Consider the following 22,191-nt stretch of genomic DNA (forward strand, 5'->3'; position numbering starts at 1 on the left):
TACTTAACACGAGGAATACAGAATGGAATGGATGATAAAATTGCCGCAGCTGCTGCTGAGCTTATCGTTTTTGGTGGCTGTGCACGAAATGGGGCACTTGCTGGCGGCGAAATATTTTAAAATGCGCGTGGAGCAATTCTCCATCGGCTTTCCTCCAAAACTTTGGTCGTTCAAGAAAGGCGAAACCGAATACGCCATCAGCGCCATACCGCTGGGTGGCTATGTGAAGATCTCGGGTATGATCGACGAGTCGCTCGACACCGAGGCCATGAAGCTACCACCCCAACCCTGGGAATTCCGCGCCAAACCCGCATGGCAACGCCTCATCGTGATGTTGGGCGGCATCTTTGTGAACGTGGTGGTGGGGATCATCATCTTTATCGGGATCACATACGTTTATGGCGACACCTATGTACTGAAAAAAGCCGTGAATGATAACGGCGGTTTTTTGGTGGGACCCATCGGCGAAACGCTCGGTCTGAAAACGGGCGACAAGATCGTTGCCATTAACGGCAAGGACTTCGAGTATGCCGATGACGTCACCAAGCCCGAAACATTGATCGGCGCAAGCTCCTACACCATCGAACGCGACGGTCAGCGCATAGACATTCCGATCCCTGCCAATTTCATCGAAGAATTCAGCGAAAAAGGAAGCTCTGGAAATTTTGTAACGTTCCGTTTCGCTCCCATCGTGGAATTGGTTGCACCGAAGACCATTGCCGAGAAAGTAGGTCTGAAGAAGGGCGACAGGATCGTGGAGGTGAATGGTGTACCCATTACCTACAAGGATGAGCTTGATCGCGAGATCCGCAACATAAAAACCAATTCGATCGAATTCAAAGTATCGCGCGATGGTAACATTCTCGCTTTCAAAGAAGCTTTCAACACAGAAAAGCCGATGATCGGATTTCAGGCACAACGGCCTACCGCGCTCTTCGAAACCGTGACCTATGGTTTGGGCGAATCCATTCCCCTTGGAACGGAGCGCGCTTTCTCGATGCTCTTCACGCAAGTGAAAGCCTTTGGCAAATTGATCACTGGAAAATTGTCCGTCAACAAATCCTTGTCGGGTCCGCTGGGCATCATGGATGCTTTTGATGCCGGATGGGATTGGGTGCGCTTCTGGTCACTCACCGGCATGCTCTCCCTCGTTCTGGCGTTCATGAACCTGCTGCCCATCCCAGCCCTGGATGGTGGCCACGTGATGTTCCTCTCCTACGAGATCATCTCCCGCCGCAAACCCTCCGACAAATTCCTGGAGACCGCCCAAAAAGTAGGCATGGTCTTCCTCCTGGCCCTCATGGTCTTCATCTTCGCCAACGACATCATCAAGAAGATCCCTTCATCCAAAGACAAAACCGAAAAGAGCTCCACCTAAAAGCTCAGTTGCCATAAAAAAAGAAACCGGCGCGTTACAAGCTCGCCGGTTTCTTTTTTTTATGACGCCTGAATCACCGACACCAAAATCCTGTCTCCTGAATTCTGACTCCTAAAGACTTCTGTCTCCTGAATTCTATCTCCTAAAAATTCTGGCTCCTGGCTCCTGGCTTCTGGCTCCTGACTCACCGCAGTTCCCCCGGCGCCACCGCATCCATATCTCCATAATCCAAATTCTCCCCCGCCATTCCCCAGATGAAAGTATAGCTGCTCGTTCCCGCTCCACTATGAATCGACCAGGGCGGCGAGATCACCGCCTGATGGTTCTTCACAAACAAATGCCTGGTCTCTGCAGGCTCACCCATGAAATGACAAACTACCTGGTTGGGTGGAAGATCAAAATAAAAGTAAGCCTCCATCCGCCGGTCGTGTACGTGTGGCGGCATGGTGTTCCAGACGCTTCCGGTTTTTAATTCGGTTAGTCCCATTTGGAGTTGGCAGGTTTCCAGCACGCTATTCACCAACAGCTTGCGTATGGTGCGGTGGTTGGATGTTTCGGGTCCGCCAATGGTGACGGTCTCTGCCTCTTCTAAGGTGACCTTGCGTCGCGGATAGGTGGTATGTGCAGGGGCGGAGTTAAAATAGTAAAGCGGTTTGTCGGCGCCGGGCTGGAAGGTCACTTCGCGGGTGCCCCGGCCGATGTAGAGCGCTTCTTTGTTCGCGAGCGGATAGTCCATGTCGTCGACGGTCACGGTGCCCTTGCCTCCCACGTTGATGATGCCGATCTCGCGGCGTTGCAGGAAGAAGTCGGCCTTGAGGGCGTTGAACGTTGTGAGTTGGATCGGGGCTGTGGCGGGGTTGGCGCCGCCGATGATCAGGCGGTCGTAGTGCGTGTAGCAAACCCTCAGCTCATTTTCGGGGAAGAGGTTCTCCACGAGAAAGGCTTCGCGAAGTTGCTGGGTTTGAAATGTTTTTACGGCGTCGGGATGGATGGCGTAGCGGATTTCGTGTTTCATAAGATCGAGTCGTGAGGGATGCAATATACTGTAAATTTAAAATGATGGTTTTAGCCTCGAGCAATGCGGGTGAAAAGCGCTAAGGTGTGATGCCTGTGCGACCGTACAAAACGGATTCCGGCAGAAAATGAACGATTTGCTTTTCATTATGCGAATAAGTTGATAACATGTAAATCCTTTGCATAAAACCTGTAAGCGCCGAACGTCTCTTCGACATGAAAGAAACTCCTCTAAAAACAAAGTTGAAGCCTTATGTCCTGCTGACCGCCGGATGCATCGCGATGGCTTCCTGCAGCAAGCCCGGAGCCGCCATCGAACTCTCCAACGAACTGGACCTGGAGCGCACCGAAATGATCTCCCTGAACCTGCACCTGCTGGATTCTTCTCTTTATAAAAATGCGCATCTCCAGATGAAGGATGCGCAAGGAAATATCCTGCCCAGCCAGGAGTTGGATGAGGATGGCGACGGAAAGCCGGAAGAGATCATTTTTCAGGCCACCCTGAAGCCAAAAGAAACCCAAACCGTGTCTGTTGAAAGGACGGAAAAAACGAGCGACACCACTACAACCCAGGGAACCTATGCCCGGTTTGTACCTGAACGCATCGACGACTACGCCTGGGAAAACGACCGCGTGGCCTTTCGCACCTATGGCCCCGAAGCGCAGCGCCTCGTAGACGAGAATCAACCGGGGGGAACGCTTTCCAGCGGAATAGATTGCTGGCTGAAGCGTGTTGACTATCCCATCATCAACAAATGGTATAAAAAGGGCGAGACCGGTGGCACCTATCACCACGACGACGGCGAGGGATTGGACAACTACCACGTGGGCGCCAGCCGCGGGAATGGTGGTATCGGTGTTTGGAAAAATGACTCACTCTATGTTTCAAAAAATTTCACGACCTACAAGCGCCTTGCGAATGGCCCACTCCGGACGCTCTTCGAACTCACCTATGCGCCCTGGAAAGTGGACGACGTCACGGTGAACGAGACCAAACGGATCACCATCGACCTGGGCACGCAGATGAGTAAGGTTGAAGTGAGTCTCAGCACGTCGGCGCCGCTTCCCAATGTCACGATCGGCATCACGCTTCACGACAAGAAAGGGGAGACCAAGACCGACTCCATCCACGGCTGGACCAGCTATTGGGAGCCGCTCGACGATTCCTATCTGGGCACGGGTGTGATCATCAATCCGCAGGATGTGATCCGCTTCCAGGAATTCCGTACGGAGAAAAAAGATCTGAGTCATTTGTATGTGGTGGCGAAGCCCATCGATGGCAAAGTGACTTACTACAATGGTTTTGGATGGAAGAAAGCCGGTCGCTTCGATGCGTTTGAAAAATGGACGGCCTATCTCACGGAGATGTCGCAGCGATTGGCTTCACCAGTAAAAATAAAATACATCAAAAAATAGCCATGCCTGTTCTGAAAGCCGATCATGTGCCCGCCGTCCCCGTAAGGGACGGAGTTCAACGAAGGTTGATCCACACCAACGACCTCATGATGGTGGTGATCGACTTTGACAAAGGGCCTTGGCCGGAGCCTGAACCACCGCATCATCACGTGCATGAACAAATTACCTATGTCGTCTCCGGTGAGCTTATCTTTTTTTGTGAAGGTGAACCCGATCAGCGATTAAAAGCCGGCGACATGTTCAGTGTGCCTTCCGGCAAGCAACATAAAATTCAACTCCTTTCGGAGAAGGGAAGGATCATCGATAGTTTTAACCCCATCAGAAAAGATTTTTTACCAAAATAAAAATACTATGAAACGCATCTGCATTCCGGCACTCTGCCTGTTCTTCGTCACCGCTTCCTTGGTTGCGCAAGAAATTCCAAAGGGATATAAAGAAGTCTACAAGCAAGACTTCAATTCAGATAAGGCGCTGAAGGATTTTCGGTTCACGCAACCCGTCAAATGGTTGTTGAGCAAAGAAGACAAGGGCATGGCGTTGGAGTTCACCGGCATCAGCGATGGTTATACGCCTCCGTTTCGATCGCCACACACCATCGGCTTGCTGTCGACGCTCCAGGTGGGAAGCTTTGTGCTCGAGGTGGATATGTTGCAGACGGGACGTGAGTATGGGCACCGCGACATGTGCATCATCTTTGGATTCAATGATCCATCCCATTTCTACTACACGCACATTGCCACGGCTATGGACCCGAACGCACACCAGATCATGCTGGTGAACAACGCGCCGCGAACCAACATCAGCACGTTCACCACGCAAGGTGTGGCATGGGGTCAAAATGTGTGGCATAAAGTGCGGGTGGAGCGGAACATTGAGGAAGGTACTATCAAAGTGTTCTTCGATGGCACTTTAGTGGAGGAGGCGAAGGATACGACGTTCGGGAAGGGTTATGTTGGCTTTGGGTCGTTTGATGATAGTGGGAAGATCGATAACATCAGGATTTGGGCAAAGGATGTGGAGAAGAAGGGGACAACGGTGTTTGAGGAGAAGAAATAATCCTTTAGAAAATGTTGTTGGAAAAGAACTCCAACAACGGCGCTGCTGGGCAAAGTCAATGGTACTCAAACGTCATCACACATCGTTTGTCGCCGTACGAATGCGTGATCCGCAATAGAAGTCCTTTGTCGTCATACTCGTAGGCCTCGTTATAGGTTCCTCCGTCCGGACATTCACTAAATGAACCGCTGGTGGCATAATAAACTAATCGGTCCATTGCATCATATTGATAGATCGTCTTGGTCGAAGGACGATTTGTTAAGTTGTTGTAGTCATCCACTCTTAAGAGTTTCCATGTTCTGTTGTATTTAAGCTTTGTGGTGAGGAATAGTCTTTTATTCTCATAGGTTTGGGATTGACCAGTCAGTTTGTCATCCACATATTTAAATGTTGTGGTGTATACAGAGTTTTCGTGACCTGCGCCGGGATCGTAATACTGCCTTATCTCCTTTACTAGCCTGTCCTTACTGTCATAGGCAAATGCTGAGTAATCTGACTGCTCGTCTGCCAAGGCGTTGCCCTTCCCGTCGCGTTCTTTGCTTTTGACTAACCTATTTTTGGAGTCATAAGTATAGTCAGTGATTTCGGATGAAAAACTGGTGTTTTTTTGCTCCAGGCTGTCAAGATACGTGAACGTTTGCTTCACGATGTTTCCGGAAGAATTTCTGTCAAATTCATAAAGGGAAGGATTGCCTTCCCGGTTATATTCTGTCCTGGAGACAACTTGTCCTTTGTTGTCAAAGTTGAACTTCATCTCCCGATACCTGTCAGTCTTTTCTTTCGAAGGTAAGTCGGTTCCCTGCGTGAAAACCGTCACGCCGTGGATGTTCCCATTTTGAATTTTGTTGTGCGGAAAAAGGGGCTCATAGTCAATCTTAAATTTTAGAGACGTATACGAGCAACATTCACAGGGCTCAATCTGTCCATATATCGAATGGGGTGAACAAAGGAGGATGAGAAATAGCAGCCAGTTGATTTTCATAAGACAATTTCCAATGTTACATAAACACTTACATGCGTCATGGGTAGCGTAAATATAGGAAGCGCCATTAGCGTTTTGGCGTTGAGGTGTTGTTGGAGAAGAACTCCAGCAACGAGGGTGGCGTTAATTTATACGCCTTGTTTTTTTGTTGACTGTCATTTTATAAACTTTGAATAATTTTTGGCCCAATAATCGGCAATGAATCCCCATTTACGATCGTGGTATTTTTCCAAAATGTCCAATGGAAATTTCTCAACTATTTTCTTTTGTTCATCCTTTACTTTGGACACAACTATCCCCATTTCACCACTACATTCATTTCCTGAAATATTAGCTACCCGTTGTGTCTTGAAATTGGCAATGTAAAATAAGTCACTGTTCCAAAAATTGTCGGCACAACCACTGCGATGATACGAGTAATAATAGCCTGTCCCTTCAATGGGTTGGGGATCGGGAAAGTTGTTAAATCCCTTCACCATGGTGAAGGTCATTTTTGCCCTGTCGAACAAAAGTAAATCCTGGACGGAGGGAGTGTTGCTTAACTCGTGTACGACAATGTCTTTTAAGCTGTCGCCATCAAAATCGCGAAACTCAAAATCAAAGTACATGTCGGACTGGCTAACTACTGTGTCTCCTTTCGAATTCAATACAAATAGTTTCTGTTCGCTTGTTCCAAAGCCTCTATATTCCTCTCCTAAGATTGTTGTGGTGTGGGAAGAGACTAGCGTACTGTCAATATCCGATTGGGTAATGACCACCGTGTCGCGGGGATCCTTAGAAGGACTACATGCAAAAATTCCTAGCATTAAAACTATTGTCGGTTTGATCATTGGATTCGTTCGTCAAAATGACAGCTACGTGTGAATATATGCAATTATGCAGATTCGACGCGGTGTAAGATGTGGCGTTGCCCGCTTTCTTACTTCTTACTCCTGATTTAAAATTGAAAGTAGATAAACGGCTGCACCCCCGCCATTTTCATCTGCAACACCAACACAATCACGGCAGTAAGGCACGCGGCTTGCCCGACAAGCGGCAGACGGGTAATGATTTCTTCGGCGCTAAATTCGAATCGCTTCGGCATGAAATGCAGGGCATAACCTAACAACATAAGCAAGACCACGCCCTTATAACCGGCAATAAAGTCGAAGAAAATTTGCGGTTTGAAATGGGTGACGATCTGTGCCAGCATTTGACCTACGGTGTCGAGGTCGGGCGCGCGGAAGAAGATCCAGCAGAAGCAAACAAAATGAAACGTGATGACCACGCCGGCAATGCGCCAGCCACGCCAGGAGAGGTCGACGCGTTCGGTGATGTATTTGTGAAATGCAAGGGCGCCGCCATGCAGTCCACCCCAAATGAGGAAACGCCACGACGCACCGTGCCACAAGCCGCCAAGCAGCATCGTGATCATAAGATTGAGATACGTGCGAAGTTTTCCTTTGCGGTTGCCACCCAACGAAATGTACAGATAGTCGCGCAGCCACGACGACAGCGAAATGTGCCACCGCCGCCAAAACTCTATGATGTTCCTGGACTGGTAAGGCGAATCGAAGTTGATGTTGAAATGAAAACCTAACAACAAAGCGATGCCGATGGCCATGTCGGAATAGCCCGAGAAGTCGCAATAGATCTGCAGAGCGTAGCCATACACCGCAAAAAGATTTTCAAGACCGGTGTATAAAGCGGGGGCGTCGAACACGCGATCGACAAAATTGACACTGATGTAATCGGCGATCACGGCCTTTTTGAAAAGCCCACAGCCGATCAGGAAGATGGCGCGGCCCAGCATTTCCCGGGTAACAATCGTCGGCTTATAGATCTGCGGGATGAAATCTGCCGCGCGCACAATGGGGCCTGCTACCAGTTGGGGAAAGAACGACACAAAGAAAGCGTAGTCGACAAGATGATCCACAGGCTTCAGCGTGCCACGGTACACATCGAGCGTATAGCTCAGCGACTGAAAGGTGAAGAACGAGACACCGACCGGCAGAAAGATATCCAACGGCTCGAAAGGCTTGCCGGCGACAAAGCAAAATGACTCGTACAGCAGGTTACTGTATTTGAAATAACCCAGCAGACCCAAGTTGATGAGCAACGTCACGACGATGAAGAATTTTCGCCGCCAGGGATCGGTACTGGCGTGAATCCATTTGGCCAGCGTAAAATCCACGACGGCTGCAAAAATGAGCAGCACGAAATAGCCACCGCTCGATTTATAGTAGAAGTACAGAGAGAAAAGCGTGACAAAGATCAGCTTCGGCCGCTGCATAGGGCTGAGGATGATGTAGACCCAAATAAACCCCGTAAACAAAAACAGGAAGAACCCGCTGTTGAACAACAGCGGCTCGTCGGCGTGATAGGCGAATTGCTCCGCCAGCTTATGGATGTCGAAGCCCAACATAGCGATTGTAGGTTTTTATAAATGCTTCGTATAATAAATTTCCCTGGTATGCATAGCCTTCTTTGGTGAAGTGAATGCCGTCGGGTCGGAGTATGCCTTTTGCCCGCCACTTGGCTGCGGAGTGTTTGCCGCCGGCTACTTTGTAGAAGTCCCAAAAGGCGAGCCCGTTTTCCACTGCATATTGAATGATCTGGTTCCGGATCTTCTCCACACCGGGATTGGGTTTCACCTTTTTGCGAAACGCATCCGGGGGCGTGACCAGGATAAATTTTGTCTCGGGATTGACTTCTCTCAACGACTGCACGAGCTTGTCGATGTGATAGAGCAGGGTAGGGTCCAGGTAGGGGTACTCTACCGATTCGTTCGTGCCCAGGGCGATGATAAAAAGATCGGGCTTAAGCGCCGCAGTCTGTTTGGCAAAGTGAACGGCCGCATTGTAGTGCTTGTACTTGGCGCCGTTCACGCCGATGGCATGATACAACACACCATCGTTGCCATTCTCCAATTCGATTCCGAAAAGGGTTGCTTGTTTTTGATCGTCGTTTGATTTTACGGCCTGGATGGATACCTGGTCGACACAATTGTTCAACTCGATGTGCGACACGTTTGCCATCCCTTCTTCGTAGGGTCCGGTGATGCCCAACTCCTGGCCCGTAACATCGTTCACGGAGAAACTGTAGCTGCTGGGATCTTTTTGAAAGAACAAGGTGACCGAACTAAAACTGTAATCGTTCAACGTGTTGTCTACTTTTATGGAGATGCTTGCATCGGATTCTTCCGTGTTCACGGTAATGCCCCCGATGCCAATCGGCAGCGGCTGCTCGGGGTAGGTGCAGCGTTTGGCTTTCCAGGCGGTGGTCGATCCTGTGCGGATGTTGTTGGGTTCGTTTGTGCCCGCCACACGACCCGGCACGATGAGGCCCCGGCCGGCGTTCCCAAAATCGTTTTGAAAATTACGACGCACCACATCGGTAATGAAATCGGCCTGGATGTGTGAGTCGCCCAGGTGAATGATGTTCACTTTGCCACGCCCGGTGGTTTTCAACTGGATCAGCGACTCAAAAAAACTGTCGAGGTAATCTGCGTTTTGGATGAGATTGGCCGTGTCGTCTGCGAGGTCATAGGAGGGGAACGTGAAGTTGACCGTGGCCTGGCCGTGGGCTTGATGTGTCATCGCCCATAGCAGCAACAGCGTCATCGCGACGGCGTGTTTGCTGGTTTTGGGTGAGGCGACGATCATGCTTATTTCTTTTTATTATACTTTTCCAATTCGTAGAGAAGACTTTTGGCCATCCTGCCCGAAAGCCTCCGGCCGCCTTTGAAGTTGAGGTGCGTGTAGTCCTTGGCGGCCAGCGCAGGTTTGCCCTCCGTCATTTTCACCATGCTGTTCTCTCCACCCATGGCTTCATACAAATCCCAAAAAACAATGCCGGTGCGCTCGGCAACCAGGCGCTGGGCATTGCGCATGATGGGGATGGCTTTCATGGTTTTGTATTCACCGCTCGTGTTCGAACTGCGGTCGCTGACGCTCATCAGTAAAATGCTCGCCTTGGGATAAACGCTCTTTAACTTGTTCACCACTTTGATCATGCCGTGTGCATACCGGCCATAGTTCATCGAATCTTCCAGCACCACGTTCAGGCCATATTGCAGGATGATCAATTTGTAATCGCGATAGCGGTTGAAATCCGTGTACATCGCGTCGTCGATCTTGTAGAGGCCGATACCGGAATTTCCACGCATGGAAAAATTGTCGACATAAACACCCTCGCGTGCCTCGAAGCTTGCACCAAACAAATTCAGGCTGTCCGGTTGAAGAAACGCGAGGCGCACGGCTTCGATGTTTTTGCCTTTGTGTGTCCATTCCTGGAGCTTGTCGGAGGTCTTTAATTCTTCGGTGGAAGTGATCGTGTCGTTCAAGGTGTACTCCACGCTGGCGTGCCCTTGATTCTTATAATAAAGTTTGACGGTATTGAAGGTCTTCAAAAAACGATGGTGTGTAGGTTTGTATTCCACCCAGTTCTCTTCCTGCGGCACAAAGCTGAACCCCACCGGTCCCAGTTCAACCGTCACGGTGGAATCTTTCTTGCTGATCAGCGAGTAGGTTTTCCAATTTTCAAATTGATGCTTGATCGTCGTGCGAAAGCCCGCGACTTCCGACGTGAGCGGGACATAGCCAACACCCTCGCCTCCAAAGACAGACTGCAGCGTATCGCGCAAGCTTCCGCAAAACACATCGCCTTCGATAAAGGAATCACCATAGAACGCAATGCGCACAGCGTTGTGCTTCTCCTTGATATGACTCAGCGCCCTGACAAAATTCCGGATCCCGGTGCTGTCGGGGGAATAATCTTCGATACAAGTGATCCCGACAGGACAACCCTTTCGCGCCACCTTCGCCAGCGAGTCCACTTTCTGGAAGGTGGAGTCGCGTTGCAGGGAATCCAACTCCGCGAAGGCCGTGTCGGGCTCGGTCACGCGGATGTCGGCAAGCGGGTCGACGTTCTTGACCTTCCATGCACCGATCGCAAAAGGCTTTACCCGCGACAGGATCAGCAGGAAGCCGATGACCAGCAGGCAGAGACCGAAAACGTAATGCAGTTTATTCCGAGTCACAGAAGAAGGTTAAAAAAATGAAGCCGGATCGCCGGGCTCTAAAAAGTATTCCGGCAAAATTAGTAAAAATACGCACTCCTGCTTGCGGGAGTGGGCTTCAGCAAAGGATCAACGCTGACCCGGGACGGTATAGTATTCAGTCTTTACGCCGAAAGGATTACCGGAGTAAAGACTGAAATTTGTGGATAGGGATGGTCACAATGAAACGCCGCGTTTCCAGGGAATAAAATCATCCTGGTTCAGGGCGACGGACTTTGCTGTGGTCCGGCCGCTGGCCACCTCGATGATGAAGTCGAGGATCTCTTCGCCGACCTGCTCGATGGTCTTCTCCCCCGAAATGATCTGGCCGGTGTTGAAGTCGATGATGTCGGGCATCTTTTGTGCCAGCCGGGTGTTTGTGGAAAGTTTGATTACCTGCGACACGGGGTTGCCCGTGGGGGTGCCGAGGCCGGTGGTAAACAAAATGATCTGTGCGCCGGAGCCGGTGGTGCCGGTGGTGCTCTCCACGTCGTTGCCGGGCGTGCACAGCAGGTTTAGGCCGGGCTTTCGGATGTAGGTGGCGTAGGGCAGCACATCGGCAACGGGCGCGGTACCACCTTTTTTGGCAGCGCCGGCCGACTTGATGGCGTCCGTAATGAGGCCGTCCTTGATGTTGCCCGGTGAGGGGTTCATGTCAAAGCCGGAGCCTACCGCTTCGGCGGCATCGGAATAGGTGCGCATCAATTGGATGAACCGGTTGCCGGCTTCGTCTTCCTCGCAGCGGTTGATGAGTTCCTGCTCCACACCGCAAAGTTCCGGGAATTCGGAAAGGATGGTGCTCCCTCCTAAAGCTACCAGCAAATCGGAGGTGTGGCCGATCGCCGGGTTGGCGGAAATGCCGGAGAAGCCGTCGGAGCCGCCGCACTTGAGGCCGACCACGAGTTTATTAAGGGGTGCGGGCTTGCGCTCGGTCTTGTCGGCTTCGATGAGGGCCAGGAATGTTTTTTGGATGGCCTGGCTCAGCAATTCCTGCTCGGTGCCGGATTGTTGCTGGTCCAGGATGATCACGGGCTTCAAACTTTTCGGGTCGAGCGCGGCCAGTCTTTCCTGGATCGTTTTTATTTCTGCGTTCTGACAGCCCAGGCTTAGGATGGTCGCCCCGGCCACGTTGGGGTTGTGGATGTAGCCGGCCAACAGCGCACACAAGGTTTGTGCATCCTGGCGTGTGCCGCCACAGCCGCCCTGGTGGGTAAGCACTTTGATACCGTCGATGTTTTTGAACACGCGTTTCGAGGGCACTTCCGTGGCCGGCTGAAAACGCACATCGCCGAGCTTTTCGGTTTTGCCCTCGCGATAGAGATTGACCAGCTCGTGGACATAGTGCTTATAAACATCCGGTTTGGTGAACCCCAGTTCGTCCTGGAAGGCCTGACGGATCATTTCCACATTCCGGTTTTCACAAAAGACCAGGGGAATCACAAGCCAATAGTTGGCGGTGCCCACCTGGCCGTCGGCGCGATGAAAGCCCATAAAGGTCTTGCTCTTGAATGCCGAAACATCCGGCGGCGTCCATTGATAGGTCTTCGTCCTTCCGGAATACGGCGCGGCTTTGTGTTTGAGATTGTGTGTGCCGATAACACCGCCCTGTTTGATGGGCTGTGTGGCTTTGCCCACGACGGTGCCATACATGAACACTTCGTCCTCGGGCGCCAGATCGTTCTCGGCAAATTTATGTTTGGCATTCACGTCGTCTTTCAGCACGAGCGATTTGCCTTCATAAGAAATTTTTTCTCCGGCTTTGAGGTCGGTCAAGGCGACGAACACATTGTCGGCCGGGTGAATCTTTAAAAACGTGTTTGACATACTGGTAAAAAAACTATCTTGCGCAATCGATTGCAAGTGATAAATCTAAAATTTTAATACAGGAAAATTTTATTTGGACGAATCCTGCATAAATATCTATACCAGAATGTCAGTAAGCAAGAAAGACGCGATTATCAATATAAAGGCAACCGGCCTCATCCCAGTCTACTTTCACCACGATGTGGACATGTTGCTCCGCAGTGTGTCGGTGAGCTATGCCTGTGGCATTCGCGCTTTCGAGTTCATGCACCAACGCGACAACAAGGGTCTGCGCTATTTCGAATACCTCGTGGAACGCCTCGATAAGTTTCCCGGCCTGATGCTCGGCGTGGGCACGGTGCTGGACGCCACCATGACGGAACGCTACATTCACTCCGGTGCCAGTTTTATAGCCTCACCTTTTCTGCGCCCCGACATGGGCGAAGTGTGTCAACGTCACGACATCCTCTGGATGCCCGGATGTTCAGCAGCACCCGAAATAGAAAAAGCAAAAGCATTGGGCGCACAAGTCATCAACGTATCGCCCGGCAACGTGCTCGGTCCTGACTTTGTCGCCACCGTGGCGCGGCAGTTCACCGACCTGCAATTTATACCGTCGGGCATAGCCGACCTGCGCGATGCCGAGTTGATGAAATGGTTCGAGTCCGGGGCGATGGCCGTGAAATTGAACGCCCTGCTTTTCACGAAGGACCTGATCGCGGAAAAAAACTGGAAAGCCATTGAACACAATCTTTTAGCATTATTGAAAAGTATTCGTAAAATTCAGGCCACGGTAAAACCCCTGAATATCCTCAAATGACTCCCATCAACACAGCGCTCCTCTCCTTTGGCATGTCAGGAGAAGTTTTTCATGCCCCTTTAATAAACGCCCATTCCGGATTTAACCTCACCACCGTCCTCCAACGCAGTTCCTCGCGTGCCAAGGACCTGTACCCCAACGTGAAGATCGTACGCCAGTTGGACGAGGTGATCAACGACAAGAGCATCGAACTGGTCGTGGTGAATACACCCAATGATACACACCAACCCTATGCTGCCAAGGCCCTGGAAGCGGGCAAGCACGTGATCGTGGAGAAACCCTTCACCGTCACCACGGCAGAAGCCGACAGCCTGATCGCCCTGGCAAAAAAGGTGGGCAAGACCCTCACCGTTTTTCAAAGCCGGAGATGGGATGGAGATTTTCTCACCCTGAAGCGCGTCATCGATAACAAACTTGTGGGAAAGATCGTGGAGATCGAGATGCATTATGACCGCTTCCGCAACTACATCGAGCCCAACACCTGGAAAGAAGAGGCCGGCATCGGAAAGGGAATTCTTTATAACCTGGGGTCACACATGCTGGACCAGGTGCTGTTGATGTTCGGAATGCCCAAGACCGTCGACGCCCGCATCGGCACACAGCGCCCGGGTGGAAAAGTGGACGATTATTATGATATACGCCTGCAGTATGATGGTTTTCATGCCATTGTGAAATCCAGCTACCTCGTGCGCGAGCCGGGGCCCCGCTATATTGTGCACGGAGTGGACGGTTCGTTTGTGAAATATGGAATTGATCTGCAAGAACAGGCTTTGAAAGAGGGTAAGAGCCCGAAATCTACGTCATGGGCTATAGAGACGAAGGAATGGTGGGGGACGCTGAACACTAGCATTGGGTCGCTCCATGTGGAGGGGGCTGTGGAGACCGTGCCGGGGAACTACCTGGGATTCTACCAGAATGTGTATGAAGCCATACGGGAAGGGAAGGCAGTAGCGGTGAAGCCGGAGGAGTCGCGGGATGTGATCCGGTTGATTGAATTGTGTTATGAGAGCAGCAAGTTGAATAAGGCGGTATCGGCTTAGCGTAAAAAAAGAATTTAAACCGCCTCACCTTCGCTAAAGCTTCGGCAAGCAAAGAGAGGCGCCTCCTTCACTGAAGCGGTGTAATATAGTAACGATGAAGAAGAAGATTGTCACTTTTGGAGAGATCATGATGCGGCTTTCTGCGCCGGGGTTTGCCCGGTTCACGCAGGCCGGAAGTTTTCAGGTGTTGTATGCCGGTTCGGAGGCGAACGTGGCCGTGTCGCTGCGCAATTTTGGATTTGAAGCCGCCCACGTCACGCGCTTTCCCAGCAATGACCTGGGCATAGCGGCCACCCAAAGCCTGCAACGCAACGGCGTGGATACGCGCCACATCCTTTATGGCGACGAACGGATGGGTCTCTATTTCCTGGAGAACGGCGCCATGCAGCGCTCGTCGCGTATCATCTACGACCGCTTTGACTCCGCCTTTGCGCACATTGCTCCCGGCAGCGTGGACTGGGATAGCATCATGAAAGACGCCGCCTGGTTTCACTGGACCGGCATCACACCGGCCATCTCGCAAGGTGCCGCCACGGTGTGTCACGAGGCCCTGGTGTCGGCGCGTAAACACGGCGTGATGATCTCCGGCGACATCAACTACCGGCGCAATTTGTGGCAATACGGCAAGACCGCCCGCGATATAATGCCCGACCTCATTCAACTCACCGACCGCATCGTGGCCGGCATCACCGATTTTGAGAACTGCATCGGTGTGAGCGGCAAGACGTTTGAAGAAGTCAGTCACCACGCGATGAAACAATACCCCAACATCCAAAAGGTGTCATGCACCTACCGGGAGTCGGTCAGCTCATCGCACAACAACGTGTCGGCGGTGATCTGGAATGGCAAGACGTTGAGCACTTCGAAAACCTATGCGCTCACACACATCGTTGACCGCGTGGGCGGAGGCGATGCCTTTATGGCCGGCCTTATCTATGGCTGGCTCACCGGCAAGACCGATGAGCAAACGGTGGAGTTTGCCGCAGCCGCCACGGCGCTCAAACACAGCATGGAGGGCGACGTGAACCTGGCCTCCGTCGAAGAGGTGGAGACGTTGGTGAAGGGTGAAAATATTGGAAAACTTTTACGATAACGATCATGACATTCAGCAAACAACAGATAGTAGACACCATAAAAGCATCGGGCATGGTCCCGTTGTTCACACACGACGATCCCAAAGACGCACAGGAGGTACTCGAAGCATCCTATGCCGGCGGCGTTCGCGTGTTCGAGTTTACCAACCGGCGTAAAAATTCTTTTGAAGTATTTTCGCACTTGCTCAGTGCCCGCGAAAAATACCCCGATCTCATGCTCGGCATTGGCACGGTGATGGACGGACCCATGACGAAACGTTTCATCGACGCCGGGGCACACTTCATCATTTCGCCCATCATGAAACCCGAGATGGCCGAAGTCTGCCATGCCCACGACATGTTGTGGATTCCGGGCTGTGCCACGCCGACGGAAATCGTGAACGCGAAGCAACTGGGCGCCGAGATCATAAAACTTTTCCCGGGTTCGGTCTTAGGTCCCAACTTTGTGTCGTCTATCATGCCCGTTGTACCGGATCTGCAGCTCATGATCACGGGTGGCGTTGAACCCACCGAGGCGAGTCTTTCTTCGTGGTTCAAGGCAGGCGCGGTATGCGTGGGGATGGGTTCTCAATTGTTTACAAAAGATATACTTCAACAACGGAATTGGCCTTTGTTGAAACAACGTGTGGAGGAGACCTTGCGCCTGGTGAAGGCGATCCGAAAATAAACTTCTTTCCCTAAACATTTTATTGTGCAAAACCTGTCCAAACCCGAAGGCAACTACCGCTGGACCATCTGCGCCCTGGTGTTCTTTGCCACGACGGTGAACTATCTCGATCGTTCGGTGATCAGCCTCATGAAAACCGAACTGTCATCGGAGTTTCATTGGAACGACGGCGATTATACCAACACCGAGATCGCTTTCAAATTGATGTATGCGTTAGGCATGCTGGGCGCGGGGAGGTTGATGGACAAACTGGGAACGAAACTGGGTTATCTCCTGGCTACCGGCTTGTGGAGTTTGGCGGCTATTGGCCACGCGTTCGCTGGCAGCACGTTGGGATTTGTTTTAGCGCGCGGCGCCCTGGGCGCTACGGAATCTGGAAATTTTCCTGCGGCCATCAAAACCACGGCAGAATGGTTCCCGAAAAAAGAACGCGCATTGGCCACGGGCATCTTCAATTCCGGGACCAATATCGGTGCCATTATTGCGCCCCTCAGTGTTCCTTTTATTATTGAAGAATGGGGATGGCAGTGGGCCTTTATCATCACGGGCTCGTTTGGTTTCATCTGGCTGGTGTTGTGGATCGTTGTCTACGACGTGCCGTCGAAACATAAAAAACTCTCCAAGGAAGAATTCGAATACATTCACAGCGATGTAGAGGACAATGCAGCGTCGTCGACCGAAAAAGTTTCCTGGTTCAGGTTGCTCGGGTTTCGCCAGACGTGGGCTTTCGTGTTGGGGAAATTTCTGACCGATCCCATCTGGTGGTTCTATCTTTTCTGGCTCCCCGATTTTCTCACCAGCGAGTATGGATTGAAGGGGACCCAATTGTCGTTGCCGGTGGCCATGGTGTATGTGATCTCTACGTTCGGCAGCGTCTGGGGAGGCTGGCTTCCGCTCAACTTCATCCAAAAAGGGTGGCCGGCGTTCAAAGCGCGGAAGACGTCGATGCTCATCTATGCTTTCCTGGTCATTCCCATCGTGTTTGCACAGATTGCCGGACAGGTCAATATGTGGCTGGCGGTGATCGTGATCGGCATTGCAACCTCCGCGCACCAGGCGTGGAGCGCCAATATTTTTACAACGGTGTCGGACATGTTCCCCAAAAAGGCGGTAGGCTCGGTTACCGGCATCGGTGGTATGTTTGGCGGTCTGGGTGGAATTGCCTTCAGCCTTTTTGTACAGAAAGATTTATTCGTGCATTATAGAGCGATCGGCAACATCGAAGCGGCCTACTATATTATGTTTATCATCTGCGGGTCGGCCTACCTGCTGGCCTGGGCCATCATGCATTTCCTGGTGCCGAAAATGCGGCGTGTAGAAATATGAGGCGCGTTCGGTAAACGCGTTGAAAGGGCTGTCACGAAAAAGAGGTGACAGCCTTTTTTATTTTCATTCGAACGCTACTTTGAATTTGGGTTATGGGTTGACCGGAGGGATGTTGCATTTGCGGATAAAATCGTTGCGAGATCATCCAAAGCCAGCTTTTATTGGCCATCCCAACATCACGCGATAGCCCTCGGGAAACAAGCGCGTGATTATCCGAAAGATTTTTCCTACTTTTCTTCCACCTGTGAAGAAGAGACTACACCTGTTCCTGATCCTGTCGATCCTCGTATGCGATTTTGAGGAGATTTGTGCGCAAACAGAGCAATACAAGTTTTCGCACGTCAATGTGAACCAGGGCTTATCCCACAACCAGATCAAATGCTTTCTCAAAGACAGCCGCGGTTTTGTTTGGTTTGGGACCCTTTCAGGTTTGAACCGCTACGACGGCTATACCATCAAAGTCTTTCGCAACACGGCCGGCGACACCACCTCCATCCGCAACAGCGACATCAACAAAATGTTCGAGGATCCCGATGGCCGGATCTGGATCTCGACCTGGACCGGCATCGACGTGTACGACCCGGCAACCGAAACTTTTTATCACGATCCCCGCGTGTATCTCGAACGCTTTGGCATCCCCGCGGGCACGATCAACGACATCCGCAAAGACCGCCAGGGGAATTTCTGGTTTGTGCACAACACTTTAGGACTTTTCAAATTCCAGCCGGCCACCCAAACCCTGATGCCGCTCTTTCACAAAGAAGCCGACACCACTTCGATCGCCACCAATCACATCGTGTCGCTGGCCGACGATGCATATGGAAATCTCTGGCTCGTGCATAAGAATGGCATCGTGGAAAAGGCAGATCTAAAGACAGGCGCTGTTACCTGGCGCAGCGCAGCGTTGCGCAACCTGCTGAAAAGTGAGGATCAAAAATATGTGATTACCGTAGACACCGATGGCGATGCCTGGATTTTTATGTCCGACAGCAACCGGGGAATTTTTCAATTTTCCAACGGAGGGAGAACCTTTGTTCACATCGACGACCGTTCATCGCCGCTGCGGCTAAAGACCAGCATCGTGCGGGGCATCGTGCAAGACAACAAAGGCGTGATCTGGGTAGCGACGGATCATGGGGGCATCAACCTGATCCATAAGAAAGCGCAGCAGGTGACCTATCTCTTCAACGACCCCTCCGACGAAAAGAGCCTGAGCCAGAACAGCATCAACACGATGTACAAGGATTATGAAGGGATCATCTGGATTGGCACGTTTAAACAGGGCGTGGACTACTACCACGAAAACATTATCCGTTTCAACCTCTACCGCCATGCTCCCGGCACGACGAGTTTACCCTTTGATGACATCAACGCATTTGTGAGCGATGAGAGAGGCAATTTGTGGATCGGCACCAACGGAGGGGGCCTCATCTTTTTTGATCGTGAAAAAAACAAGTTCACGCAATACCTTCATAACCCCAGCAACCCGCAAAGCATCAGCAACAATGTGATTGTAAGTCTGCGGATGGGACACGACAAAAAATTATGGATCGGCACCTATTTCGGCGGTCTCAATATGTTCGACGGTGTGAAGTTCACCCGCTACCAACATGACCCCGACAATCCGTCGAGCCTTGCCGACGACAATGTGTGGGAGATCCTGGAAGACCGGCAACATCAGTTGTGGATCGGTACATTGAACCAGGGACTCGAGCGGTTTGATCAACAAACCCCGCAATTCCATCATTACCCGATCGGCGAAAATTCCGTTCACTCCACCTACGTCCCGTCGTTGATGGAGGACGTGGAGGGCAATTTATGGGTGGGCACGGGGTATGGGATAGACGTCATGGAAAAATCCACCGGCAAAATAGCGCACTATCTCAACGACCCGAAGGATCCCCGCAGCCTGAGCAACAACAGTGTGCTTTTCTTGCTGCAAGACAGCCGCGGGCTGGTTTGGGCTGGAACACACGGCGGGCTCAATGTTTTCGATGCCCGCACCAAAACGTTCAAGCACTTTACCGAAGAGGACGGCTTGCCCCACAATTCCATTCTTACGCTGGTGGAGGACAACCAGCGGAATTTGTGGGTGAGCACACCCCATGGACTTTCCAATGTTATCATAGACTATGATTCGACTACGCATGCGATTAAAGTTTCCTGCAAGAACTATGATGAATCGGATGGATTGCAAGGCCGGCAATTCAACGACAACGCCGTAGGGGAGACCCCACGGGGCGAACTTGTTTTCGGGGGATCGAACGGCTTCAATCTTTTCCGGCCGGACGAGATCGGGGTCAATAAAAACATTCCCAAGGTGATCCTCACCGACTTGCAGATCTTCAACAAGAGCGTGAAGATCGGGGAGATCCTTCACAAGCAAGTGATCCTGGAGCGTTCCATCGGCGAGACCGAAACGATCACATTGCCCCACAACGACAACGTATTCTCCCTCGAATTTGTGGCCCTCAACTATTTTCATCCCCAGAAAAGCCAATACAAATACAAGCTCGAAGGCTTCAGCAAAGACTGGCTCACCACCGACGGCACACAGCGCAAAGTGACCTACACCAACCTGGATCCGGGCGACTACACGTTTCTGGTGACGGCATCCAACAACGAAGGAGTTTGGAATGAAAAGGCGGCGCGGCTCAAGATCGTCATCCTGCCGCCGTTCTGGAAAACAAAGACGGCCTTTGTCCTTTATGTGTTTATCATCCTCGGCGCGTTGTTGCTTTCACGACAGCTCATCCTGGAACGCGAGCGCATGAAATACCGGATCGAAAAAGAACGGCAGGAGGCGCAACAGCTTCATGAGCTGGACATGATGAAGATAAAATTCTTCACCAACGTGAGCCACGAATTCCGCACACCGCTCACGCTCATCCTAACCCCGCTCGAGCGCTTGTTGAAGGTTACCAAAGACGACGAACAACGCGGACAATTTCAACTCATCCATCGCAATGCCCGCCGCCTGCTCAACCTGGTGAATCAGTTGCTCGATTTTCGCCGCATGGAGGTGCAGGAGGTGAAGCTGAACAGTTCCGAAGGCGACATCGTGGCGTTTGTAAAAGAAGCGACACTTTCGTTTTCCGATCTGTCGGAAAAGAAAAATATCGGGCTTGCCTTTCATACGGCCGTGCCTTCCCTGGAGACCGTCTTTGACAAGGACAAGCTGGAGAAGATCCTGTTCAATCTTTTGTCGAACGCGTTCAAATTTACACCCGAGGGTGGCCACGTGGATGTGGCCATGGCCGTTCGCGTGCAGGATGACGAAAAATGGATGGAAATAAAAGTGAAAGACACCGGCATCGGTGTGCCGGCCGAAAAACACGAAAAAATATTCGAGCGCTTTTTTCAAAACGATCTGCCCCGCACGATGGTGAACCAGGGGAGCGGCATCGGCCTGTCGATCACCCGGGAATTTGTGAAAGCGCATAACGGATCCATTACGGTAGAGAGCGCGCCCAACGAGGGAAGCTGTTTTACGGTGAGGATCCCGGTTGTCGAACTATCGACCGAAAGCGTACCGGATCCGTTGCCCCAATGGGAAGAGACCAACCTGAACCAAGTGGCGGCGTGGACGACCCACGATAACCAATCATCTCAACTCAAAAAGCCCGTGTTGCTGTTAGTGGAGGACAATGAGGACTTTCGTTTCTATCTGAAAGACAACTTGAAAGGACAATACCAGATCCTGGAGGCCCGGAACGGCAGCGAAGGCTGGGAGAAAGTTGTGCAGCACCTTCCCGACCTGGTGGTGAGCGACGTGATGATGCCGGTAATGAACGGGATCGAACTGTGCAAGAAGATCAAAAACGATCCCTCCGTTTCGCACACCCCCGTGGTGTTGTTGACGGCCCGCACCAACGAAGAACAAAAAATGGAAGGCTTCGAGATTGGCGCCGACGACTATGTGACGAAGCCCTTTAACTTCGAGATCCTGCAGTCGCGCATCCGCAACCTGATCCATCAGCGCGAAATGTTCCACAAGGAGTTTCGCAAACAGATCGAGGTCAAGGCCACCGACATCAACATCACTTCCCTGGACGAGAAACTGATCAAGAATGCCATCAAGGCCGTGGAGGATCAGTTGGAGAACGCCGACTTTTCCGTAGAAGACCTGAGCCGCGAGCTTGGGATGAGCCGGGTGCACCTGTACAAGAAGCTGCTGGCCCTCACCGGGAAAGCTCCGTTGGAGTTTATCCGCACCATTCGCCTGCAACGGTCGGCGCAGCTGCTGGAGAAAAGTCAGCTCACCATTTCGGAGGTGGCCTATAAAGTGGGTTTCAACAGCCCGAAGTATTTTGCCAAGTATTTCAAGGACGAGTTTGGGATGCTCCCGTCAGCGTATGTGGCCACAAAAAAGAATGGTCCAGCGCCCGCGGCAGGATAGACTTAACATTTGCAACCCTACGGGTTAACGTTCTGTGCTGTGAAATTCTGGATCACGCAACATTTCAAACCCATATTGTTACGATTTGACAACCGTGCGGGGCTTGGCCAGCGTGTAGCTTTGAAGAAAATTACACCGCAGCTACCATCATGCCGGCC

General features: G+C 51.5%; 17 protein-coding genes. 10 read left to right on the forward strand and 7 right to left on the reverse strand.

The annotated features are described in order from the left end of the window. The first annotated feature begins 22 nt into the window (after positions 1-22). Positions 23-1,378 (forward strand): RIP metalloprotease RseP, encoded by a 1,356-nt coding sequence (rseP, locus tag BUB30_RS22940; protein ID WP_073138596.1) that lies wholly within the window; start codon positions 23-25, stop codon positions 1,376-1,378. A 184-nt stretch (positions 1,379-1,562) separates the two neighbouring features. On the opposite strand, the gene kduI is transcribed toward rseP, so the two are convergent. After that, a complete protein-coding gene (gene kduI / locus BUB30_RS22945; RefSeq protein ID WP_073138598.1) occupies positions 1,563-2,393 on the reverse strand; it encodes a 5-dehydro-4-deoxy-D-glucuronate isomerase in 831 nt (276 codons plus the stop codon). 215 nt (positions 2,394-2,608) lie between these two features. Here kduI and BUB30_RS22950 point away from each other — a divergent pair, with 215 nt between their 5' ends. From BUB30_RS22950 to BUB30_RS22960, 3 genes are read left to right on the forward strand one after another with little or no spacing between them, the layout of a single operon-like run. Beyond that, complete coding sequence (locus BUB30_RS22950; RefSeq protein ID WP_084138318.1) at positions 2,609-3,808, forward strand: DUF4861 domain-containing protein; 1,200 nt, start codon at positions 2,609-2,611, stop codon at positions 3,806-3,808. A 2-nt stretch (positions 3,809-3,810) separates the two neighbouring features. Continuing rightward, entirely contained in the window at positions 3,811-4,152 is a 342-nt protein-coding gene (locus BUB30_RS22955; RefSeq protein ID WP_073138600.1) for a cupin domain-containing protein, read from the forward strand. A gap of 7 nt (positions 4,153-4,159) precedes the next feature. After that, a complete protein-coding gene (locus tag BUB30_RS22960; RefSeq protein ID WP_073138602.1) occupies positions 4,160-4,864 on the forward strand; it encodes a LamG domain-containing protein in 705 nt (234 codons plus the stop codon). Positions 4,865-4,919: 55 nt separating this feature from the next. Here the strand turns inward: BUB30_RS22960 and BUB30_RS22965 are convergent, their stop codons facing one another. The 6 genes from BUB30_RS22965 to BUB30_RS22990 form a co-directional block, all read right to left on the reverse strand. After that, a complete protein-coding gene (locus tag BUB30_RS22965; RefSeq protein ID WP_143165044.1) occupies positions 4,920-5,618 on the reverse strand; it encodes a hypothetical protein in 699 nt (232 codons plus the stop codon). A gap of 383 nt (positions 5,619-6,001) precedes the next feature. Next, entirely contained in the window at positions 6,002-6,676 is a 675-nt protein-coding gene (locus tag BUB30_RS22970) for a hypothetical protein (protein WP_084138319.1), read from the reverse strand. A 107-nt stretch (positions 6,677-6,783) separates the two neighbouring features. Continuing rightward, a complete protein-coding gene (locus BUB30_RS22975; protein WP_073138607.1) occupies positions 6,784-8,250 on the reverse strand; it encodes an MBOAT family O-acyltransferase in 1,467 nt (488 codons plus the stop codon). Then, complete coding sequence (locus tag BUB30_RS22980) at positions 8,228-9,490, reverse strand: GDSL-type esterase/lipase family protein (RefSeq protein ID WP_073138610.1); 1,263 nt, start codon at positions 9,488-9,490, stop codon at positions 8,228-8,230. Before BUB30_RS22980 ends, BUB30_RS22975 begins: the two co-directional genes overlap by 23 nt. Positions 9,491-9,492: 2 nt before the next feature. Continuing rightward, positions 9,493-10,866 carry an SGNH/GDSL hydrolase family protein gene (locus BUB30_RS22985; protein WP_073138612.1) on the reverse strand — a complete coding sequence of 458 codons (1,374 nt, stop codon included), beginning with the start codon at positions 10,864-10,866 and terminating at the stop codon, positions 9,493-9,495. A 195-nt stretch (positions 10,867-11,061) separates the two neighbouring features. Continuing rightward, positions 11,062-12,708 carry a UxaA family hydrolase gene (locus BUB30_RS22990; RefSeq protein WP_073138615.1) on the reverse strand — a complete coding sequence of 549 codons (1,647 nt, stop codon included), beginning with the start codon at positions 12,706-12,708 and terminating at the stop codon, positions 11,062-11,064. 106 nt (positions 12,709-12,814) lie between these two features. Here BUB30_RS22990 and BUB30_RS22995 point away from each other — a divergent pair, with 106 nt between their 5' ends. The 6 genes from BUB30_RS22995 (at position 12,815) to BUB30_RS23020 (ending at position 22,033) form a co-directional block, all read left to right on the forward strand. Then, positions 12,815-13,507 (forward strand): bifunctional 4-hydroxy-2-oxoglutarate aldolase/2-dehydro-3-deoxy-phosphogluconate aldolase, encoded by a 693-nt coding sequence (locus BUB30_RS22995; protein WP_073138618.1) that lies wholly within the window; start codon positions 12,815-12,817, stop codon positions 13,505-13,507. Then, on the forward strand, positions 13,504-14,547 hold the full coding sequence (locus BUB30_RS23000; RefSeq protein WP_073138621.1) for an oxidoreductase: 1,044 nt from the start codon (positions 13,504-13,506) through the stop codon (positions 14,545-14,547). Before BUB30_RS22995 ends, BUB30_RS23000 begins: the two co-directional genes overlap by 4 nt. Positions 14,548-14,641: 94 nt before the next feature. Beyond that, positions 14,642-15,640: a sugar kinase gene (locus BUB30_RS23005; protein ID WP_073138623.1), complete on the forward strand. Its 999-nt coding sequence runs from the start codon at positions 14,642-14,644 to the stop codon at positions 15,638-15,640. A 5-nt stretch (positions 15,641-15,645) separates the two neighbouring features. Beyond that, a complete protein-coding gene (locus BUB30_RS23010) occupies positions 15,646-16,308 on the forward strand; it encodes a beta/alpha barrel domain-containing protein (RefSeq protein ID WP_073138626.1) in 663 nt (220 codons plus the stop codon). A gap of 24 nt (positions 16,309-16,332) precedes the next feature. Further along, positions 16,333-17,634 (forward strand): MFS transporter, encoded by a 1,302-nt coding sequence (locus BUB30_RS23015; protein WP_073138629.1) that lies wholly within the window; start codon positions 16,333-16,335, stop codon positions 17,632-17,634. A gap of 244 nt (positions 17,635-17,878) precedes the next feature. Beyond that, positions 17,879-22,033 (forward strand): hybrid sensor histidine kinase/response regulator transcription factor, encoded by a 4,155-nt coding sequence (locus BUB30_RS23020; protein WP_073138632.1) that lies wholly within the window; start codon positions 17,879-17,881, stop codon positions 22,031-22,033. Positions 22,034-22,191: the final 158 nt, after the last annotated feature.

Origin of the sequence: Chryseolinea serpens (assembly GCF_900129725.1) — a bacterium.
GTDB lineage: Bacteria > Bacteroidota > Bacteroidia > Cytophagales > Cyclobacteriaceae > Chryseolinea > Chryseolinea serpens.

What these genes read in the sequence shown, in the direction of transcription:
- rseP (WP_073138596.1), top strand. Translation starts at nt 23, where the DNA reads ATGGAATGGATGATAAAATTGCCGCAGCTGCTGCTGAGCTTATCGTTT.
- kduI (WP_073138598.1), bottom strand. Translation starts at nt 2,393, where the DNA reads ATGAAACACGAAATCCGCTACGCCATCCATCCCGACGCCGTAAAAACA.
- BUB30_RS22950 (WP_084138318.1), top strand. Translation starts at nt 2,609, where the DNA reads ATGAAAGAAACTCCTCTAAAAACAAAGTTGAAGCCTTATGTCCTGCTG.
- BUB30_RS22955 (WP_073138600.1), top strand. Translation starts at nt 3,811, where the DNA reads ATGCCTGTTCTGAAAGCCGATCATGTGCCCGCCGTCCCCGTAAGGGAC.
- BUB30_RS22960 (WP_073138602.1), top strand. Translation starts at nt 4,160, where the DNA reads ATGAAACGCATCTGCATTCCGGCACTCTGCCTGTTCTTCGTCACCGCT.
- BUB30_RS22965 (WP_143165044.1), bottom strand. Translation starts at nt 5,618, where the DNA reads ATGAAGTTCAACTTTGACAACAAAGGACAAGTTGTCTCCAGGACAGAA.
- BUB30_RS22970 (WP_084138319.1), bottom strand. Translation starts at nt 6,676, where the DNA reads ATGATCAAACCGACAATAGTTTTAATGCTAGGAATTTTTGCATGTAGT.
- BUB30_RS22975 (WP_073138607.1), bottom strand. Translation starts at nt 8,250, where the DNA reads ATGTTGGGCTTCGACATCCATAAGCTGGCGGAGCAATTCGCCTATCAC.
- BUB30_RS22980 (WP_073138610.1), bottom strand. Translation starts at nt 9,490, where the DNA reads ATGATCGTCGCCTCACCCAAAACCAGCAAACACGCCGTCGCGATGACG.
- BUB30_RS22990 (WP_073138615.1), bottom strand. Translation starts at nt 12,708, where the DNA reads ATGTCAAACACGTTTTTAAAGATTCACCCGGCCGACAATGTGTTCGTC.
- BUB30_RS22995 (WP_073138618.1), top strand. Translation starts at nt 12,815, where the DNA reads ATGTCAGTAAGCAAGAAAGACGCGATTATCAATATAAAGGCAACCGGC.
- BUB30_RS23000 (WP_073138621.1), top strand. Translation starts at nt 13,504, where the DNA reads ATGACTCCCATCAACACAGCGCTCCTCTCCTTTGGCATGTCAGGAGAA.
- BUB30_RS23005 (WP_073138623.1), top strand. Translation starts at nt 14,642, where the DNA reads ATGAAGAAGAAGATTGTCACTTTTGGAGAGATCATGATGCGGCTTTCT.
- BUB30_RS23010 (WP_073138626.1), top strand. Translation starts at nt 15,646, where the DNA reads ATGACATTCAGCAAACAACAGATAGTAGACACCATAAAAGCATCGGGC.